Annotated in this window: 14 protein-coding genes; 4 read left to right on the top strand and 10 right to left on the bottom strand. The window is 66.5% G+C overall.

Annotated features, from left to right (window positions below; genetic code table 11):
* The first annotated feature begins 33 nt into the window (after window positions 1–33).
* Genes GV035_RS06670 through GV035_RS06660 form a run of 3 tightly spaced genes read left to right on the top strand, consistent with a single transcriptional unit; the run spans window position 34 to window position 652 of the window.
* The gene (locus GV035_RS06670; RefSeq protein ID WP_159834187.1) at window positions 34–264 is read left to right on the top strand and encodes a hypothetical protein; all 231 of its coding nucleotides are present in this window, start codon (window positions 34–36) and stop codon (window positions 262–264) included.
* Window positions 261–470, top strand: coding sequence for a hypothetical protein (locus tag GV035_RS06665; protein WP_159834186.1), 210 nt, complete (start codon window positions 261–263; stop codon window positions 468–470). Before GV035_RS06670 ends, GV035_RS06665 begins: the two co-directional genes overlap by 4 nt.
* Window positions 467–652 carry a hypothetical protein gene (locus GV035_RS06660; protein ID WP_159834185.1) on the top strand — a complete coding sequence of 62 codons (186 nt, stop codon included), beginning with the start codon at window positions 467–469 and terminating at the stop codon, window positions 650–652. The genes GV035_RS06665 and GV035_RS06660 overlap by 4 nt, the downstream gene beginning before the upstream one ends.
* 80 nt (window positions 653–732) lie before the next feature.
* Here GV035_RS06660 and GV035_RS06655 read toward each other — a convergent pair whose 3' ends face one another.
* The 3 genes from GV035_RS06655 to GV035_RS06645 form a co-directional block, all read right to left on the bottom strand.
* Window positions 733–2,019, bottom strand: a complete 1,287-nt coding sequence (locus GV035_RS06655) for a PQQ-dependent sugar dehydrogenase (protein ID WP_159834999.1) — start codon at window positions 2,017–2,019, stop codon at window positions 733–735.
* Between the two features lie 25 nt (window positions 2,020–2,044).
* Window positions 2,045–2,497 carry a DUF2231 domain-containing protein gene (locus GV035_RS06650; protein ID WP_159834184.1) on the bottom strand — a complete coding sequence of 151 codons (453 nt, stop codon included), beginning with the start codon at window positions 2,495–2,497 and terminating at the stop codon, window positions 2,045–2,047.
* Between the two features lie 187 nt (window positions 2,498–2,684).
* Window positions 2,685–3,431, bottom strand: a complete 747-nt coding sequence (locus GV035_RS06645) for an SDR family oxidoreductase (protein ID WP_159834183.1) — start codon at window positions 3,429–3,431, stop codon at window positions 2,685–2,687.
* 127 nt (window positions 3,432–3,558) lie between these two features.
* On the opposite strand from GV035_RS06645, the gene GV035_RS06640 reads away from it, so the two are divergent.
* Window positions 3,559–4,482, top strand: a complete 924-nt coding sequence (locus GV035_RS06640; protein WP_159834182.1) for a LysR family transcriptional regulator — start codon at window positions 3,559–3,561, stop codon at window positions 4,480–4,482.
* Window positions 4,483–4,518: 36 nt separating this feature from the next.
* Here GV035_RS06640 and pelG read toward each other — a convergent pair whose 3' ends face one another.
* Genes pelG through GV035_RS06605 form a run of 7 tightly spaced genes read right to left on the bottom strand, consistent with a single transcriptional unit; the run spans window position 4,519 to window position 18,200 of the window.
* On the bottom strand, window positions 4,519–5,889 hold the full coding sequence (gene pelG, locus GV035_RS06635; protein ID WP_159834181.1) for an exopolysaccharide Pel transporter PelG: 1,371 nt from the start codon (window positions 5,887–5,889) through the stop codon (window positions 4,519–4,521).
* Between the two features lie 5 nt (window positions 5,890–5,894).
* Window positions 5,895–7,484 carry a GT4 family glycosyltransferase PelF gene (gene pelF, locus GV035_RS06630; protein WP_159834180.1) on the bottom strand — a complete coding sequence of 530 codons (1,590 nt, stop codon included), beginning with the start codon at window positions 7,482–7,484 and terminating at the stop codon, window positions 5,895–5,897.
* Window positions 7,481–8,545 carry a tetratricopeptide repeat protein gene (locus tag GV035_RS06625; RefSeq protein WP_159834179.1) on the bottom strand — a complete coding sequence of 355 codons (1,065 nt, stop codon included), beginning with the start codon at window positions 8,543–8,545 and terminating at the stop codon, window positions 7,481–7,483. The genes pelF and GV035_RS06625 overlap by 4 nt, the downstream gene beginning before the upstream one ends.
* Window positions 8,532–9,989 (bottom strand): PelD GGDEF domain-containing protein, encoded by a 1,458-nt coding sequence (locus GV035_RS06620; protein ID WP_159834178.1) that lies wholly within the window; start codon window positions 9,987–9,989, stop codon window positions 8,532–8,534. Before GV035_RS06620 ends, GV035_RS06625 begins: the two co-directional genes overlap by 14 nt.
* Before the next feature lie 4 nt (window positions 9,990–9,993).
* Window positions 9,994–10,539, bottom strand: coding sequence for a penicillin-binding protein activator LpoB (locus tag GV035_RS06615; protein ID WP_159834177.1), 546 nt, complete (start codon window positions 10,537–10,539; stop codon window positions 9,994–9,996).
* A gap of 49 nt (window positions 10,540–10,588) precedes the next feature.
* Entirely contained in the window at window positions 10,589–15,340 is a 4,752-nt protein-coding gene (locus GV035_RS06610; RefSeq protein ID WP_159834176.1) for a tetratricopeptide repeat protein, read from the bottom strand.
* On the bottom strand, window positions 15,315–18,200 hold the full coding sequence (locus GV035_RS06605) for a bifunctional glycoside hydrolase 114/ polysaccharide deacetylase family protein (protein WP_236572465.1): 2,886 nt from the start codon (window positions 18,198–18,200) through the stop codon (window positions 15,315–15,317). The genes GV035_RS06610 and GV035_RS06605 overlap by 26 nt, the downstream gene beginning before the upstream one ends.
* Between the last annotated feature and the right edge of the window lie 115 nt (window positions 18,201–18,315).

Below are 18,315 nucleotides of genomic sequence, written 5' to 3'. Positions count from 1 at the left end.
ACCAAACACGAGATCGACGCGCTGGTCGCCTAGATGCGCGATCTGCTGCTCAACGCTGCGACGCCGTTTCTGGTTGAGCCGACGTTGATTCCCAACTTGTCGCCGCTCGGCAAGACGGTAGTGATGGCGCAAATGAAACAGCGGTTCTTCAGCGACCAGCCTTTGCAGATTCCGATGGATGCCAGTGGCGTCATCGACGAAGCGCGCACGCTCAAGCGTCGGCGCATGGCGCTGGAAAACGGTATGTGGAGCAAGCCGCAATGAACGCCCCCACCGCGCCCGCATTCCGCGCCGAACGCCAAACCGTACGCGACCCCTCACATCTTCGCAAAGACATCGTGGACCACGACCGCTCCCGGTCTAGACTCGACAACACAACACGCACAGCGGCGCCGCGCCATGCCATGCCAAGAAAAAACAGCGCGGCCGCGATGATGCGAAAGACCATGTATCTCGGGGGTGGTAAATGAAAAGTACGATACTCGTGCGCCTATTCGATGCGCTCGCATCCTGCTTCATCTGGCTCGTCGCGATGAGCACCTTGCCGATCGTGCTTGCGCGCGACTGGATCGAACGCCGATTCGCCGCTCACGGCAAGCGAGGTCATCGGGGCGCCATGTCGCGGGATCGCGATGTCGCGTTCCCCAACTGAACTGAAGCGATAACGCGCGCAGAAAGGCAGCGGGCCCTCGAATCGAAGGCCCGCTGTGTTCGCTCGCGCACGCAAAAGCGTCAACCGCCCGCCTTGGTCACGCGCCAGACGGTGTTCCCGGCGTCGTCCGCGATGATCAGCGCGCCGTCCTTGTCCTGCGCTAATCCGACCGGCGCGCCGCGTAATTGCTTTTCGTCGTCGGAGACAAAGCCGGTGACGACGGGCTTCGGCGCGCCGACCGGCTGTCCGGCCTGGAACGTGACGTACGTAACCGCATAGCCCGACAGCGGCGAGCGGTCCCAACTGCCATGCTCGCCGATGAACGCGCCGCCGCGATACGGTGCGGGCAGATTGTTGCCGGTATAAAAAAGCAGCCCGAGCGGCGCGACGTGCGAGCCGATCGCGTAATCCGGCTTGATCGCCTTCTCGACGAGATCGGGCCTTTGCTGATGCACGCGCTCGTCCACATGCTGTCCGTAGTAGCTATACGGCCAGCCGTAAAACGCGTGCTCCTTAACCGAGGTCAGATAGTCCGGAACGAGATCCGCGCCGATCTCATCGCGTTCGTTCGCGACCGTCCACAGCTTGCCCGTCTTCGGTTCCCACTGAAGCCCGGTCGGATTGCGGATGCCGGTCGCGAACTCGCGGCTGCCGCCCGTCGCGATGTCCACTTCCAGCACGTCGGCGCGGCGGTATTCCACATCCAGTCCGTTCTCGCCGACATTGCTGTTCGACCCAACGCCCACGTACAGCTTCTTGCCGTCCGGGCTCGCGAGCAGCGCCTTCGTCCAGTGATGGTTGATCGTGCTCGGCAGATCGGTAAGTTCGACGCCCGTGCCGTCGATATGCGTCGTGCCGGTCTGATACGGAAACGCGAGAATGGCGTCGGTATCGGCCACGAACAGCGTATTGCCGACCAGCTGCATGCCGAACGGCGAATGCAGATGGTCGATGAACACGTGCTTTTCCCACTCGCCGTTGCCGCCCGCGGGCTTGCGCAGCAGCGTGATGCGGTTGCCGCCTTTCGCTTCCTTGCCCGAGCGCGTCTGCACCATGCCCGCGACGAGCTGCTTGGGCGTCGTCACCGGCTCTTCTTCCGGACTGCTCGATTCCGCGACGAGGATATCGCCGTTCGGCAGCGCGTACACCTGACGCGGATGTTCGAGGCCCGACGCGATGCCTTCTATCTTCAGCCCGTCCGCGACCTTCGGCGTCTCGCCGCTTTTCCAGCCGACGTGCTTCGGCACCTGCATCGGCGGCGCGAAGAAGTTGCGCGCGCTGGGCAGCGGCGGACTGGCGCCGGCCTGTTGCTGCGCGTCGTAGGATGCGTGTTCGTTGCATCCGCCGAGGCAGGCGGCAACGGCCATCGAAAGAAGGCTTGTGCGCAAGACGTTATTCACGGGCAGCCTCCGGCAGATTGAAGCGGTTGAACTTGTCGAAGGCGAGCATGACCTGGCCGGCGTTCAGCAACACGACCGTGACGACCGAGAGAATGACGTTGAGCGGGACGATCGCATAGGCATCGCGCGTATGGACGAACGCGTTGACCACCGCCGCGACGATACCGAGAAGGTTCAGCCAGAAGTCGGTGCGCTCGAGGCTCGTGACCGTGCCCCGCGCGCCGAACCAGACGTGGCCCAGATTCACGAAGCGCGGAATGATCGCGAACAGGAGGCCGACCGTGACGAGCCACGCCGCACCCTTCGCCCAGAAGATGACGGCAGTATTCGCATAGATGATGTCGAAGATCAGCGTGCCGACGAAGAGGCCATACGGGATCGGATTGAGCCACTCGAAAAGCGCCGTGGCCAATCGCGAGCGGTAGCGCGGGCGGATCGGTTTCATGGACGAGCCTCATGGTGATTGAACGAAACGGGCCATGCGATGACGCATGGCCCGTGCCCGCAACGTTCATCCTGAGACCGCGTGAGGCAACGCTATGCGCGTGCCTTACGCGAAGATTCCAACCGCCCGACGCATCGCCGACAAGTCGATGCTTAGGCTTACACATCGATGCCCTTAAAGGAACGTGTCACGCGCTGAAGCCGCCGTCGATCATCAGGCTCGCGCCCGTCACGAACGATGCTTCCGGACCCGCGACGTACGCCACCATCGCCGCGATTTCATCGGCTCGGGCGTGGCGCTGGACGGCCATCAGCGCGTGCAGTCCAGCGCCGAATTCGCCTTGCTCCGGATTCATGTCCGTGTCCACGGGACCCGGCTGCACGTTGTTGACCGTGATGCCCTTCGGGCCGAGATCACGCGCGAGACCTTTGACGAGCCCTTGCAGCGCCGCCTTGCTCATCGCGTAGGCCGCGCCGCCCGGAAACGGCATGCGGTCCGCGTTCGTGCTGCCGATGTTGACGATGCGCCCGCCAGCCGGCATATACGGCAGCACCGCCTTCGTCGCGACGAACACGGCGCGCACGTTCACGGCCACGGTCTTGTCGAAGTCGTCGAGCGAGAAGGCATCGACGGGGCCGAGATACAGCACGCCGGCGTTGTTGACGAGAACGTCGATCTTGCCGCCGAAATGACGCGCCGTCTGATCGATTGCGCGTGTCAGCGCATCGGCGTCGGCGGCATCCGACTGGATCGCGAGCACGCGGCCACCGGTTTCCTCGATCTTCGCGGCGAGCGCGGAGGCTTGCGCCGCCGATCCGCGATACGTGAAGGCCACCGCCGCGCCTTCCGCCGCGAGCCGGCTGACGACCGCCGCGCCGATGCCGCGTGCGCCGCCCGTGACGAATGCGATCTTTCCGCTGAGATTGCTTGCCATGATCTGCTCCTGCTGGGTGAGTGAACGTGAAGGCAGTATGGCCGCTGGATTCATCGCCCGGTAGCGCATAATGCGGGCAATCAGTTTCAACCAGCGGTATCAAGCGGCATCAAGCGGGGAGCGCGCCGTGGAATCGTTCAACTTTCTGGAGTCGTTCGTCGTCACGGCGCAAACCGGGAGCTTCTCGGCGGCTGCGCGCCGGCTCGGGATGACGCCCGCCGGCGTCAGCAAGAACGTCGCGCGGCTGGAGCAGCAACTCGGGTTGCGGCTTTTCCATCGGAGCACGCGCAGCCTGACGTTGACGGACAGCGGCGAGAGCTTCTATCAGGAAGTGCGCGCGCCGTTCGACGCGCTGCGCGATGCCGTCTCGCACGCGGCCGAGCAGAACGGCGCGCCTTCCGGCACGCTGAAGGTGAGCGTGGGCGTCGGTTTCGGGCGGGAGTACCTGGTGCCGATTCTGGGCGGCTTCCTCGAGCGTTACCCCGCCATCGTCCCGGACGTGCATTTCGACAACCGGCCTGTCGATCTCATCGGCGAGGGATATGACGCTGCGATCGGCGGCGGCATCGAATTGAACGAAGGCGTCGTGGCGCGCGAACTCGCGCCGGCGCATGTGATCGTCGTGGCGTCGCCCGCCTACATGGCGGACAAGCCGATGCCCGCGCATCCGGCGGAACTCGAAGCATTCGACGGCATCGCGCGGCGTTCGGTGTCATCCGGGCGCGTATTCGCCTGGAAATTGCGCAACGCCGTGGGCGAGCAGTCCCTCGTCCGGCACCGCACGCGCATGATCTTCGACGATCCGGAAGGCATGGCCGCCGCCGCCATGCAAGGATTGGGGATCGCGCTGATTCCCATGCCCCATGCCGCGCGCTGGCTCCAGCAAGGTACGCTCATGCGCCTGCTGCCGGGCTGGTTCGCCGAACTCGGCGCGATCAGCCTGTACTACCCGAGCAAGAAGCTGCTGCCGCCGAAAACGCGCGTGTTCGTCGATTTCGTGGTGGACGCGTTCCGGGCCGGGCGGATGAACGCGCGCCTCGACTCCCGCTAGCCACGCTCAGCCACGCCGAGCCACGCCCAGCCACGCTCACTGAATCATGAACGTCTCGTATTCGAGCGAGTCCAGCTTCCGATCCAGCCAGACGAGGCTCACCAGCACCACGCACAGCAGCGACCCCGCGAAACCGAAGCCGTACCAGCCGGGATTCGCCATCAGCGTCAGTCCCGTCAGCACGACGTTCGACACGACGAACAACGCCACGAGCGCGAGCACCACGCGCCGCTTGTCGAGATAGAAGAACACGTTGATGACGCCCATGAAGACCACTTGCAGGCTCGCGGCGATGACATCGACGTAAAGCAGCGGCGAGTAGAGCGTCGAAATGCGCAGCCAGCCGAGCAGCACCGCGCTGATCGCAAAGAGCAGCAGGGCGGCGGTCGCCTGCACCTTGACGATCTCGTAGAGCCCGTTGCGCAGCGCCTCGACCATGGCGTTGCGCATTCGCTCGATATGCTGCAACGACGCGCCTTCGCGCACCGCGCCATAGAACGCGTCGTAATACTCGACGAAGTCCGTCTCGATACGCATCAGGAACACGGCCATGCCCGGAATGATCGCGAGGTAGGCGAGAAACACGGGAATGTCGTAGATGATCGACGCGCGCAGTGGCCCGATGACCGCCTGCCCCGTGCCCGGCGCGTACCAGAACATGAACTTGTCGACCCAGATGCCGAGGTTGTAGAGAAAGCCCGTCGCCATCAACGTCGGATAACGGTAGCGCCGCGAAAAGAAGTCATACGCGATGAAGCGCTCGCTCGTGTAGTCGCGATAGATGAGCGTGAGCAGCCCCGCGAGCAGCACCGTCTGCCCGAACACGAAGCCGCCGAGCAGCCCCGTCAGGCCGAACACGTTCAGCGTGATCGCCGCGCCCGCCGTGAGCGTATAGCCGATGAAAAACACCCACAGGATCGACATGTACTGCTTCATGCCGGACAGAAAGATGGTGGCGAGCCAGATGTTGCTCATCACGACGAAGCCCGCGAGCATCAGCATCCGGTACGCCGCCGTCTGATCGCGGAACAGGAAGATCACCGCGACGCCGCCGAGGAGCGTCGCCGCGACGGTCGAAACGAGCGCCGCGCCGTGGTAGTTCGGCAGCACCATGTCGGCGCGTTTCTCGAATAGGCGGTCGGACGTGAAGCGCGTGAAGCCGAGTTGCAGCGGCCCCGTCAGCACGAGCGACAGCGAAATGAGGTACGTCACCGACACCTGAAACTGCGTGATGAGCCCGGTCGGCAGCACGAACGGCAGGCTCAGAATGCCGATGAGCAGCATGCCGATGATCGACAGAATCCACGGTCCCGCGCTGATGAGTCCCGCGTAGGCATACGCCTGCATCAGCCCGACGAGCGTGTCGCGCCGGAGCATCTTGCGCAATTCGAAGCCGATTCCCGCCATGACGTTCAGATGTCCTTTTGATTACCACGCGTTGTGCCGCCGATCAGCCGCTCGTAAAGCACGCGATACGCGCCGACCATCCGCTCCTGCGTATAGAAGCGTTCCACCCGCGCGATGCCCGCCGCCTGCGCCGCGCGCCAGTTGTCCTCGTCGAGCAGATCGAGCGCGGCGTCGGCGAGCGCGCGCGGATCGGCGATCTGCACGACGCGGCCCGCCGCGCCGAGCGCCGCGTCTTCGCCCGGCAGGCCGTAGATCAGCTGACGGCAGGAGCCGACGTCCGTCGTCACCGAGGGCACGCCCGCCGCGAAACCTTCGAGCACGACGAGCGGCAGCGCTTCGGAAATCGAACTGAGCACCAGCACGCCGCATTTCGGCAGCAGTTCCTCGATTTTTTGAAAGCCGAGAAACCGCACCTTGCCTTCGAGCCCGAGACTTTCGACGAGGCTGCGGCATTCCTTCGCGTATTCGACGTCCTCGTCCTCCGGCCCCGCGATCCACGCCTCGGCGAGCGGTTCCTTGCGCACGACGGTCAGCATCGCGCGAATGAAGGTCTTGATGTCCTTGATCGGCACCACGCGCCCGATCAGGCACAGCGTTTTCGGCACGCCGGGCGCGCGCTTCTCGCGTAGCGGCGCGAGTCGCGGCAGATTCACGCCGTTCGGGATGCTCGCGGTCTTTTGCGCGGGCGCGCCGTCGGCGACCTGGCGCTGGCGGTTGCCTTCATAGAGCGCGACGATATGGTCCGCCGCGTCGTAGCACACGCGCCCGAGCGTTTCGAAGAAACGCACCCACAGATCGCGGAAATAGCCGACCTGCGACACGTCGCGCTCGAAGATGCTGCGGTTATCGCGTATCCACTGGCTCTGGAACAGGTCGATCTTGCGTTCCTTGGTGTAGATGCCGTGTTCGGACACGAGCAGCGGCCGGCCCGTGCGGTGGTGCGCGAGCGCGCCGAGAAAGCCCGCGTAGCCGGTCGAGACCGTGTGATAGACGCCCGCATCCGGCAGACCGTCGGCAATGCGCGCGAGCAGCCAGAGCGGTTTGTGCATCACGCGCACGGTCCAGAAATAATCGACGAACGAAGGGTCCGTGCACCGCTCGCGATACTGCTGCGTCACGTAGTTCCACGCCTCGCGCGAGTAGAGAAACTCGCTTTCCGAAAGACGGCCGTCGGGCGCGAGGTCTTTCAGCATGTGGCGCAGCATCGAGCCTGCGGCGGCGCGCATCGCGGGATTGCGCATGGCTTCGTGCAATTTCGCCGACTGCGCGAAGGCCGCGCGATCGCCGCGCCGCTTTTCGACTTCGGGGTTCGCGGAGAAGTCATACAGGAAGTGGTTCTCCTGATGCACGACGTTGTCGGGCAGCGCATACGAAGCCTTCGGATAGTCCTGCGGACGGCTGCCGAGAAAGCACAGCGCGAAGCTCAGGTCCGGAAAGGCGCGGATCATCTGATTGACCCAGCTCGACACGCCGCCGCTCACATAGGGAAACGTGCCTTCGAGCAGCAGCACGACGTCGGCACGCGACGCCTTGGGGAGCGTCGTCGTCAACGCCGGCCACGACGTTTCGGGAATAGCGGCGATGTTCGCGTTCATGAGACGCCTTTGCGCAGCGTGGCGAGCGAGCCGCGCCAGTAGTCGAGTACGGGTTTCATCACGGGCAGGACCGCCGACGGGCTCATCTGTCCGAGAAGCGCCTTCACGCGGGCGAAGTCGCCGCGCAGATATGCGGCTTCGGCCAGATAAGGCAGCATGCGGTCGCGGGCGAAACCCTGCTGGATCGCGCGTTCGAGCAGCGTGTCGGCGGCGTCGAGATCGCCCCGGTCGAGCGCGAGACGGCCGCGCATGCGCCACAGCGCGGCGTCCGCCGGTTCGATGTCGAGCGCCGCGGCGGCGTAGGCATCGGCCTGTTCCGCCGCGTTGCGGTACACGTCGCCCTGCACGAGATGCGCGTAGATCAGTTCGCCATAAAGCTCGGCGAGCGTCTTGTTCACTTCGTAACGTTCGCGCGGCGTGAGCGGCTCGGTGAGGCGCGGCCGCTCGGCGAGGATGCGCTGCGTGAGGCGCTTCTCCTGGCTGTCGAGCATGCCGTAGGCGAGCAGGCGGATATCGTCGAGCGGATCGGCGAGCATGCCGCGCAACAGCGGACTGATGGTATGCGCGGGCATCGACTGCATCGCGAGCAGCGCGGTCATCCGCATGGACGTAGCCGCCTCGGCGTTCTGCAATTCGGCTTTGAGGCGCGCGCCGCGTCCGTACGACACATGCGGAATCAGATGCGTCGCGAACTCCGGCTCCTCGACGTACGCGACGCCCTTCGCGGCCACGCGTCGCGGCAACGCCAGCGCGAGCGCCATCGCGCCGACCGAGGCCAGCGCGCCGCCGACCGGCACCGCGAAAACGAAGAGCCACAGATAGCACCACGCGCCCTTAGAGCTTGTCGAACGATAGCGCGCGGGCAGCGTGCGCCAGCACGCAAACGCGATGAGCGTGGCCGCCACCGCCTGCGCGCCGAGGCACGTGAGCAGCACACGCGTCGGCGGCCCGGCGCGCGAGGCCAGCACGAACACTTCGATCTGCGCGGCCACGCCGGCGAGCGCCGCGAGCCACGCCAGCACGGCGGTCGCACGATGAACGGTGCGCTCACGCTTCGGCATGACAGAGCCTCAGAAATTGATGCAGCGCGTCGATCGGCGAATCGGCGGACAGGCGCATCGAGTGCGTCGCGACGCCCGCCGATTCGAAGTCCGCGCCGAACTGCGCGCGCAGGTTCTCTTCGATGCGCAGCAGATAGCCCGCGACCGCGCTTTCGCCGGAGAGCGGCATCAGCGTGAGCACGACGCGCTGCGTCGGCGTGACGATGGGCCATTGCGCATCCAGCGAACGCCGCAGGCGCAGCACGTGTTCATGCAGCGAGACGCCGAACTCGCTGGCATCGAAAACGAGCGCGACGAGCGACGATTCCACGCCGGTATCGCGTAGCAGACGCACGAGGCGCGCGTAGTCCAGCGCGAAGTCGTAGGGACAGCGCGGAAACGCCTGCAAGACCGAACGGCTGATTTCCGCGTGGCGCACGCTGTCGGCGTAGTAGCCGCAGAGCACGAGCAGGAATTGCAGGTTGTCGCGCGTCATCGCGAGAAACGGCATGCGCTCGACGACGAGCAGCGCCACATGCCGGCCGCCTGCATCGAGCAGCGGCGCGACGGCGCGATAGCGCGTGTTCGCCTCCGCGCCCGATGCGGCGCTGGATTCCGGATGCGTCAGCGCGAGCGTTTCGCGCGCTTCGGTGACGAGCGGATCGGCCATGTCGAGCGTGAACGGTTCGCCGACGCTCGCGACGGGCGTCGTCTGCACGGCGTTGCCGTTCCACGCGAAGAGGCTCGCGGTTTCGATCTGGCACGCCTGCGCCGCCGTCCTCAGAAAGCGCGCGGCGCCGATGAGCGGGCCGTCGTCCTCGTCGTTGAGCGCGAGCGTGCGCAGGCGCGCGAGCGAATCGCGCAGCGTCGCCGGACGCGCGAGCACGTCCTGTTCGAGCCGTTCATGCGACAGGCGCAGCAGGAACTGGTTCTTCGTGAGAATCGAGAGACGCTCGGCGAGATAGTCGTTGGCGATGCGCGCCTGCCGCTGACGGCCGATCCAGATATCGCCGAATTGCCCGCACAGCAGCGTCAGCACGAATCCGCCGAAGAAGAAGCTGCCGGGAAACGGCGCGTGCGCGGCGTGTGCGTGCGCCGGGCCGACCGCATTCGACGCATACCACGCGAGCAGCAGCAGAAGCGCGCTCGCCATGCCCGCGAGCGTGCCGTAGCGCAGTGCGAAGACGACCGGCAACAGCCACACCCAGCCGAAGCCCGTGCGAAGAAGCAGCGGATCGGCGGGATCGATGAGCCAGGAGACGCCGGCCATGACGGCGGTCGCGACGGCGACTTCCATCGCGATGAACGCGGCGCGCCTGCCCGAGATGCCCGAAGGCGCGAACACGCGCGCCCACGGCATGTCGCGCGAGACCGACTGTCCGCCTTGCGCGGCGCGCTGCCGCCGGGAGCGCGCCGCGCCGCCCGGTTCGGCCGATGTCTGCGATTTGCCGTCCACGGTTCCCATGGCGCTACTTCGTCAATGCGCCGAGCAGCTCTTTTTCGAGCTTCTGCGCGACACCCGAGAGCGCGTCGCGGCTCCATCCGGTGCGGCTGCCCGCCGCGCTCCAGACGACCTTTCCGCTTGCGACATCGACGACATCGAAGGTGAGGCCCACGGCCGGCTCGCCATCGACGCCGACTTTGTAGCGCCATTCCGTCACCGTGCCCGTCAACGCGTAGCGCACGTTCTGCGAGCGCGCCCACGCGAGCGCCTTCGTGTCGATGTCGGGCTTCGCGGTATCGAAGAGCGTTTCCTCGTCGCCGGTGTCCGGATAGCGCGTGAGCGCCACGCCGCCTGACGTCAGAAGACTCTGCGCGATGGCCGACGCGCGCAGTCCCGCCTGCGGCGTTTCCGTGCGGTTGGCGATCGGCAGGACGGTCCAGCTCGCGTTCTTGTCGAGCGTGGCGCCCGCGGTGTCGCTGCGGTCCACCACCGCGCAGGCGTTCAGCGCGAGCGCGATGCATACGCCGCCCAACAGGCCCGCCCATCGTTCGTATTGTCGTGTCGTTTTCATGTGTGCTCCGCTTGCCTCGTTTTTCGATGCCCGTGACGCGACCGCGCGGCTAATACAGCCAGCGATAGCGCACGCCGTACTCCGTGAACGCCTGCGTGCGGCCGGACGTGACGCCGGCGTGCTCGTAATACATGGTCGCCTGATCGTTGCCGAAGACGCTGCCCGCCAGCCCCACGCGCACCTGCGCCGTCCAGCCCGCATTCGAATCGTGGATCGGCCCGGCGGCGAAAAACGGCCGCCAGGCGCGCGTGTAGCCGTCTTCCAGATCGTCGCCGAACGAAAACAGGAGGCCTTCCTGCGTGAAGGTCTGCGGCATGAACTGCTGCGCGGTGAGCGGCGCGCCCGCAGGCAGGAGGCGCGCAAGCTGTTGGCCGGGATTGCCCGACGCGCTGTATTGCCCGTGCGTGAGCACCGCGCGGACGGTGTAGTCCGGGTAATCGACGCGCAGCTTGTAGCCCGCGTTGAAATCCGCGACCGTGCCCGTGCCGAGAAACGACTTGTCCTGTCCGTAGAAGCGCGCATATTCCACGCGGCCGCCGACGAACACATGCGGGTCCGGCCGATAGTTGATGCCCGCGCTCGCCAGATGCTTCACGCCGCCGACGATCAGTTGGCTCGTCTCGGTCGCCATCTGGTTGAAGCCGAGCGCGTAGTTGAAGCTCAGGCTTTGCTGCTCGAAAAGCGTGCCGTCGAGGCGAAACGTGGTGAAGTCGTCGAGCGCGTCGCGCCGGCCGACTCTCACGCGCTCGGTGTCGTCGAGGCCGAGATGCCGCCACGCGAGCGACAACTGGCGGTCGTGCTGCGGCACATTCGGCAATGACGCGTCGCCGTGCTGGTTGCGGTCGGCGTAATCCAGCATGAGCGATTGCGTCGGCGACAGCCGCAATCCCGCGCCGATGCCCGCTTCCGTGTACGACAGCCCGCCTTGCTCGATCACGCGAAAACGCGGCGCGATAGCCTGCGCATTGCGCAGCAACTGCTCGCGCAGAATCTGATTGACGATTTCGTCGTCGGGCAGCGCGAACTGCTGCTCGTAGGCGTGCGTCTGTACGTCGCCGAAGCGCCCGGTCACGGCTTCGGCGTCGAGGCGGTTCTGACGCGGAATCCAGTCGGCTTCGGTATCGAGCAGGCGGTTGAGCGTCGCCCGGTCGTGCTCCGCGAGCGCGATGGTCACTTCCGCATACACCGGGCGCGTCGCGCTGTCGATGTACTGGCGCAAGAGCCACAAGCTCTCGGCGTCGTAGGCGTCGTGCGATTGCAGCCAGCCGAGCGCGGCCTCGCGCGCCACCGCCGAATAGACGCGCCGCCGTCGATCTTCGCGATGCGCGACGCTTTGCATCACATCGTCAATCGAGGCGAACGGCGCTTGCGCCGGGCCGATCGTATCGGGTGCGGGCGCGGGTCCGGCGTCTTCGGCATCGTCGCCTGTGTCGGCGCGCAGCAGTTCGATCAACACCGCGCGCGATGCATCGCCGCCCGCGAACGAGTCCGTGAGCCCAACCATGCGCGCGCGCAGGTCTTCGCGCTGCTCGTCGTCGAGACCGGCGGGTTGCTTGCCCGCCGCACGCAGCGCAATCTGTTTTTTCCAGACGGCGTTACGCACGCGCCACGCGTCGTCGATGCGGCCGTTCAGTTCCAGCGCGTCTGCGTAGCCAAGCGCCCAGAGCGGATCGTCGCGGCGCGAGGCGGCTTCCTTGTGCATCATGTGCAGGGCGCCGCGCGCATCGCCCAGGCGCAGATACGACGCCGCATACGGCGCCCAGAGCGTGCTGTCGCGTTCGGCGTCGCGCGCGTGGCGGACGAGGGCGGCGCGCAGTTCGGCATTGCTGCCGCGTTCGTTCAGCGCCCAGATGAGCGCGGCGCGCGCCTCGTCGTCGCCCGGAGAAAGCGCGGCGGCGGCCCGCGTGTCGGCGAGCGCGCCGTCCGGATCGCCCGCGCGCCGCAGATACTGGGCGCGCGCGAGCAGGAAGCGCGGCGAGTGCTCGGCCGCGGCGAGCGCAGCCGAATCGAGCGAGGCCAGCAACGCGCGGATACGGCCGGTCGCCCGCGCCCGCAGATAGTCGTACACCGCGAGTTCGAGCAGGCGCTCGTTGCCGGTTTTGCGATACGCGAATTCCGCGATGCGGCCCGCTTCGAGCGGCTGATTGTCGTACAGCGAGACCATCGCGGAGAGGTCGTCGGGCGTCGCCACGCCTGCTTGCACGAGTTTGCCGTAGCCTTCGCGCGCCTTGCGGTCTTGCTGGTCGACGGTCGCGAGCATCGCGTAGAAGCGCCAGAAGTCCGCATCGGATGCGCCCGCGCGGCTCTTTGCCGAATCGAGCACGGCGAGCGAGCGGTCGAAGCGCGTGCGCGTATAGAACATGAGGCTCAGCTTGAGCGCGTAAGCGGGATCGGGACCGAACTCGTTCATCAGGCGTTCGTAGGTCTCGATGGCGAGATCGTCGTCGCCTTTGCGTTCGGCGAGTTGCGCATAACGTTCCAGCACCGGGCGACGGTCGCGACCGTTTGCGCGGGCCCTAAGGAAGCGCAGCGCGGCGTCGGGATCGGCCTGCGATTCGTAGGCGCTCACCACGCGGTCGAGTTGCTTCATGTCGCCCGGCGCGCGGTCCGATTCGTGGATGGCGGCGGCGAGCATCGCGTCGTTGTCGCCCAGCGCGGGCGCGAGGCGTTCGACCTGCTTCCAGTCGCGCTCGTCGTTGCGCGTGCGGGCGAGCGCCAGATAGCTGGCGAGCGCGATATCGGGCCCGTGGTTCCATTCGGCGACTTGCGCGAGCCGCTCGCGCCATTCGGTCGATGCCGGATCGCGCGTCACCGCCTCCTGCGCGACGCGCTGGGCGCTCGCCAGATCGCCGTTGGCGAGAAAGACCTTGAAGCCGAGTTCGTAGTCCGATGCTTCGATGGGCGCGGACGCTTCCTGATTCGCGATGCGCCGGATCGCGAAGCGGGTGTGAGCGTGGAGGACGGTGTGCGTTGGATGCGGGTTGCCGTTCATGCACGTGCGCTTGCACACGAGTGCAGAGTGCGAGAGCGGGGGGTGGGTGTTCACTGGATTCTGGGCTGCCACCGGGGTCAGTGCGTTTACCGCTGTCGGGGTGTGTGCGGCGTTCGGCGGGTTCTCCGCGTTCGACGCGTTCACCGTGTCTAGCGCGTTTAGCGCGTTCTGTGGGTTCACCGCTTTCGCTGTGTTCACCGTGTTCAGCGCGTTCACTGTGTTCGCCGCGTTCCGTGCGTTGGCTGCGCTCACCGTGTTCACCGAAATCCCCGCGTTCTCCGCGTTCTCCGTGGTTAGCGCGTTTAGCGGGTTCTGTGGGTTCACCGGATTCCCCGCGTTTTCCGTGTTCGCCGCGTTCAACGCGTTCGACGCGTTCACCGTGTCTAGCGCGTTCTGTGGGTTCACCGCTTTCGCTGCGTTCACCGTGTTCAGCGCGTTCCGTGCGTTCACCGCGTTCCGTGCGTGCGCTGCGCTCCCCGTGTTCACCGGATTCCCCGCGTTCTCCGCGTTCACCACGGTTAGCGCGTTTAGCGGGTTCCGCAGGTTCACCGCTTCCGCCGCGTTTTCCGTGTTCGCCGCGTTTAGCGCGTTCTGTGGGTTCACCGCTTTCGCTGCGTTCACCGTGTTCAGCGCGTTCACTGTATTCGCCGCGTTGAGCGCGTTCCGTGCGTTCACCGCGTTCCGTGCGTTGGCTGCGCTCACCGTGTTCACCGGATTCCCCGCGTTCTCCGCGCTCTCCGTGGTTTGCGCGTTTAGCAGGTTCCGTGGGTTCCGTGAGTTCACCGCTTCCGCCGCGTTTTCCGTATTCGCCGCGTTCACCGCGTTCACCGCGTTCCGTGCGCTCACCGCGCTCCCCGCCTCCACCAGCTTTCCCGCAACCTCCGCCAAGCCCACCACATCGCCCCCTTCACGCCACGCCGCGAGCCTCGGCGCACCGTCGCGCCGCTCGCGCGACGACATGTCGAGCAGACGGTGCGCGTAACGGTCCGCGATGTCGGGCCTGCCCGCCGACAGCGCGAGCCGCGTCAGATAGCGCAGCGTCTCGCGGTCGCGTGCAAGCGCACCGATATGCGCGTCGGCGGCGGCGAGGGCATCGGCGGAACGGTTGGCCGACTGCAACGCCTGCAAGCCGGACAGAAAGAGGCGGCGCTCCTCGTCGCGCGTGGCCGCGTGCGCCTGCGCCGCGAAGAACGCATCGGCGGCGCCGGCATGGTCGCCGGCGGCGAGCTTCAACTGCGCGCCCTGCGCAAGCCAGCGCGACGCCTGCGCGGGCTCGGCTCGCGCGAGCCGCTCGTAGTACCGGCCGGCGAGCGCGCTGTCGTCGAGCGCCCGCGCCTTCGCGGCGAACGCTTCGAGCTGCGCGGCATCCCACGGCTTGTCGAGGGCTTCGGCGAGCAAGGCGTCGAGTTCTTTCAACCTCGCTGGGCGCGCCGGATCGCCAGGTTTCAGCGCGTAAGCCTGCGTCTCCGCAAGCTCGATGCGCGTCCGGAACGCGCTCAACTGCGCCTGCGGATCGGGCGAAATGGACAGACGCGCGAGCATCTTCTGCGCATCCGCGATGCGCCGCGCCTTCAGATACTCCTGCGTCAGCTCGGTGAGAACCTCGGCGTTGTCCGGCTCGATGCGCAGCCACGCTTCGAGATAGGCGACGGTCAGCGTATCCACCTGACGGCCTTCCAATAGCCGCTCTTCGAGCCGCTCGCGCGGAAACGCGAGCACGAGCATCAGCGCGACCAGCAGCCCGAAAGCCGCGACGACGAAGGGCGAGAAGAGCCGCTGGCGATCAGCTTGCGCAGACGACATCGACATGGACAGGGTTCGTTGCGTGAGCGGAGCCGGACGGCGAATACACGCGCCGTCCCTGCGCCAAGCCGGACGCGAGCGCGCGGCCGTCCGCCTTCACGATGCATGCGTTGGCACGCGCCTCGCCGCCGATGGCGAAATGGGGCGCGACGTGCGACGCGAGATCGAACGACAAGCCGTGAGCCGTGCGCGCGAAGTGATCGACGACGCCGTTGGCTTCCGCGAGATAAGGCAGCTTCGCCGCGCGCGCGGCATCGACTTCGCGAAAGCGCGCATCCGCGCCGGTGAGATGGACATACACGCCGCCCGGTCCCGGCAGATAGCCCGCCACGCCCTCGGCGCTCGCGAGATCGGGAACGCGGCCCTCGGGCAGCCGCACGGTGCGCAGCGCGCCGCCGCCGTGGATGCGCCAGAAATCGCCATCGCGCGACACGTCCATGCGCTCGAAATCCAGCACTTTTTGCGCGTACTCGGAGGCGTAGACCGGCATCAGCGGTTGCGCCGACAGGGTGCGGTACACGTCCGACAACGTCTTCACCGACGCGTACTTGGTGCCCGAAAACATGTGGTAGTAGACATCGACCGGCTTGAAGCGGATGGGATGCTCCGTCATGTCGAACGTCTCGAGCACGCGCAGATAGCCGTAGTACGGTCCCTGCCAGAGCGCGGTGTACGGCTCCTCGTTCTGGTTCGGCGCGAACACCTGAAAGAAGCCGTTCTTGTCGACGCCGAGCGGCGCGATCGCGGCCCAGCTCGGATAGCGTTTCGTGATGAGCGTATCGCCGCCGTTCATGTTGTAGACGCCCGCCTTGTCCGCCGCCTCGATGACGGGCGCGGGCACCTGGCAGTCGCCGCTCCAGAGCAGCACCTTGACGCGCTTGCCGGCGGGCGCGAGCCGGTCGATGTAGCGGATCGAGCCGCCGATTTCGCGGTCGGTGTCGTACCGGTAGCCGGGGATGTCGATGGACAGCCCGTTGTAGTTCGCGCGGCTGCCGCCTTCGGCCGTTTCGGTGTCGCCGCCCGATTTGCCGAGCCCCGTCACGCGCATCCACTGCAACGGATGCGTGTACGTGTGGCTTGCCATCTCCACGTTCGGCAGCGCGAAGATTTCCCGCGCGATCGCGCGCAGGCGCGGCGCGTCCTTCGGGTACGGGCCCTCGTCCGAGATTTCGCCTTCGATGACGGAGACGGTCGTCGGCAGGCCGAACTCGCGGATGACGTTGTAGAGCGCATCGCCGGAATATTGCGGCGGGGCGGATGCGGAGACCTTCATCGGGCCGCCGTTCACGTTGAATTCGGCGCGCGAGGCGAGGCCGTCGCCGTCGATATGCGTCATCAGGAGACGCCGGCCGTTTTCCGTCGTGGGATCGGGCGCGGGCATGTCGTCGGGCAGGCGCAGCGCCGCGCGAAAGAAGCGTATCGGTTGCAGCACCCAGCGCGCTTCGTTCGCCATCGGCATGTCGAAGACGGCGAACGGGCGCATCGCGTAGCCGCCCCAAGGCGTGATCGCGGCGGCGTCGATCGCGAAGTCGTTGCCCGCATCCGCCGACGCGAGCCTGAGCAGCGAATGGCTGCGCGGGCCGGCGCGTACATTCGTCGTGTCGTGCGGTTCGGGCTGCGGCTTCATCTCGAAGCCCATCATGGACGCGTCCATCGACTCGACGCGCAAACGATTGCCCGGCCGCCCCGCAACGGGCACGAGATCGAGCTTTTGTGCGAGGTCGCCTTCGATGTCGATGCCGAACGTCGTCAGCATCGCGACAGGCACATGGTGATCGACCTGCGCTTCGAGCCAGCCGCGAAAGCCCGCGCGATCCGGCGCGGGCGAGTCCAGCCACATGACGATGCCCGCATAGCGGCCCGACAAGTCGCCTTCGGGAAGCGGCTTGGCGATATCCGCGAACTCGACGCGGTAGCCGAGCCAGTTGAGCGGCATCGAGACGTAACGCACGCCCGCGGTCACATTGAGGCTCGCGCCCGGCTGCACGTTCTGCACGACGAGGATCGTGCGCGGCACGTCGCGTCGCGGGGTGGCATCCGAGGCAGGAAGCGCGGCGGCAGTGTCGCTCGTCGCGGAGGCGCGTGCCGGGCCGGTTCCGACGGTCTGCAACGCGCCGTCGGTCACGTACGGAATGATGCCTTGTGCGCTGATTTTCCGGATCGCGTCGTTCGTGCAGGCGCGGTCGGCGGGCGCGCAATAATCGATGGACAGCACCGGCAGGCCGTATCGCTCGCGCAGCGTCCGGGCTTGCGCGAGCAGCCATTCGCGATCGGCCTGCGGCACGGCGACGTAACGCTTCTTCGCCTGATTCCAGCCGCGATACAGCGACTCGAACGCGACCGCATACGCCAGATCATGCACCTCGGGCATCAGCTCGAAACCACGGTTGAAGATGAGCCGCGCGTCGGGATAGCGCGACTTCAGCGCGCGAATCACCGCAACGAGTCCCGCTTGCTGGCGCGCACGTTCGTCGTCGGTGGCGGCGATCGTCTGATACGAGTCGAGCGTGTCGAGAAAGAAGCCGCGATAGCCCTTGTCCCACAACGGCGCAATGACGTGCTCCACGAAGAACTGCGGCCATCCGGGCGCGGTCTGGTCGATGATGCGCGAGGCCCACGCCGCATTGCTGCCCTTGAGCCACGCCGCCGGCATGTCCTTGAAGTAGGCGCGCGAAGGCGTCACTTCGCCGACGCTCACATAGGCGAGCCACTTCGCCTGGCCGGAATCCGGGACGTGCGCGGCGGGATCGAAGCCGCTGTCCGGTTCGACGACGACGTTATCGAACGAGGCAAGCTGGCCGACCGGCACCGGCGCGCCGTAGAACAACGCGATGGACGGCTGCGGTGTGGGCGAGGGCGCGGGCATTGCATCGTCGGCGCGCGCGCAGGCGAACGTCAACGAAGCGGCGACGAGCGCCGCCAATCTGAGCCAGACGCGGCTTCGCAGACCAAGGCTGGGCTCGCGCATTATGCGGGGCAGA

Source organism: Burkholderia sp. 8Y (assembly GCF_902506145.1).
Lineage (GTDB): Bacteria > Pseudomonadota > Gammaproteobacteria > Burkholderiales > Burkholderiaceae > Caballeronia.
This window is presented reverse-complemented; position numbering and strand designations above follow the sequence as displayed.

Bases quoted from the DNA above. Each gene is read 5' to 3' on its own strand.
- GV035_RS06670 (WP_159834187.1), top strand. From the start codon at position 34: ATGCGCGATCTGCTGCTCAACGCTGCGACGCCGTTTCTGGTTGAGCCG.
- GV035_RS06665 (WP_159834186.1), top strand. From the start codon at position 261: ATGAACGCCCCCACCGCGCCCGCATTCCGCGCCGAACGCCAAACCGTA.
- GV035_RS06660 (WP_159834185.1), top strand. From the start codon at position 467: ATGAAAAGTACGATACTCGTGCGCCTATTCGATGCGCTCGCATCCTGC.
- GV035_RS06655 (WP_159834999.1), bottom strand. From the start codon at position 2,019: ATGGCCGTTGCCGCCTGCCTCGGCGGATGCAACGAACACGCATCCTAC.
- GV035_RS06650 (WP_159834184.1), bottom strand. From the start codon at position 2,497: ATGAAACCGATCCGCCCGCGCTACCGCTCGCGATTGGCCACGGCGCTT.
- GV035_RS06645 (WP_159834183.1), bottom strand. From the start codon at position 3,431: ATGGCAAGCAATCTCAGCGGAAAGATCGCATTCGTCACGGGCGGCGCA.
- pelG (WP_159834181.1), bottom strand. From the start codon at position 5,889: ATGGCGGGAATCGGCTTCGAATTGCGCAAGATGCTCCGGCGCGACACG.
- pelF (WP_159834180.1), bottom strand. From the start codon at position 7,484: ATGAACGCGAACATCGCCGCTATTCCCGAAACGTCGTGGCCGGCGTTG.
- GV035_RS06625 (WP_159834179.1), bottom strand. From the start codon at position 8,545: ATGCCGAAGCGTGAGCGCACCGTTCATCGTGCGACCGCCGTGCTGGCG.
- GV035_RS06620 (WP_159834178.1), bottom strand. From the start codon at position 9,989: ATGGGAACCGTGGACGGCAAATCGCAGACATCGGCCGAACCGGGCGGC.
- GV035_RS06615 (WP_159834177.1), bottom strand. From the start codon at position 10,539: ATGAAAACGACACGACAATACGAACGATGGGCGGGCCTGTTGGGCGGC.
- GV035_RS06610 (WP_159834176.1), bottom strand. From the start codon at position 15,340: ATGTCGATGTCGTCTGCGCAAGCTGATCGCCAGCGGCTCTTCTCGCCC.
- GV035_RS06605 (WP_236572465.1), bottom strand. From the start codon at position 18,200: ATGCCCGCGCCCTCGCCCACACCGCAGCCGTCCATCGCGTTGTTCTAC.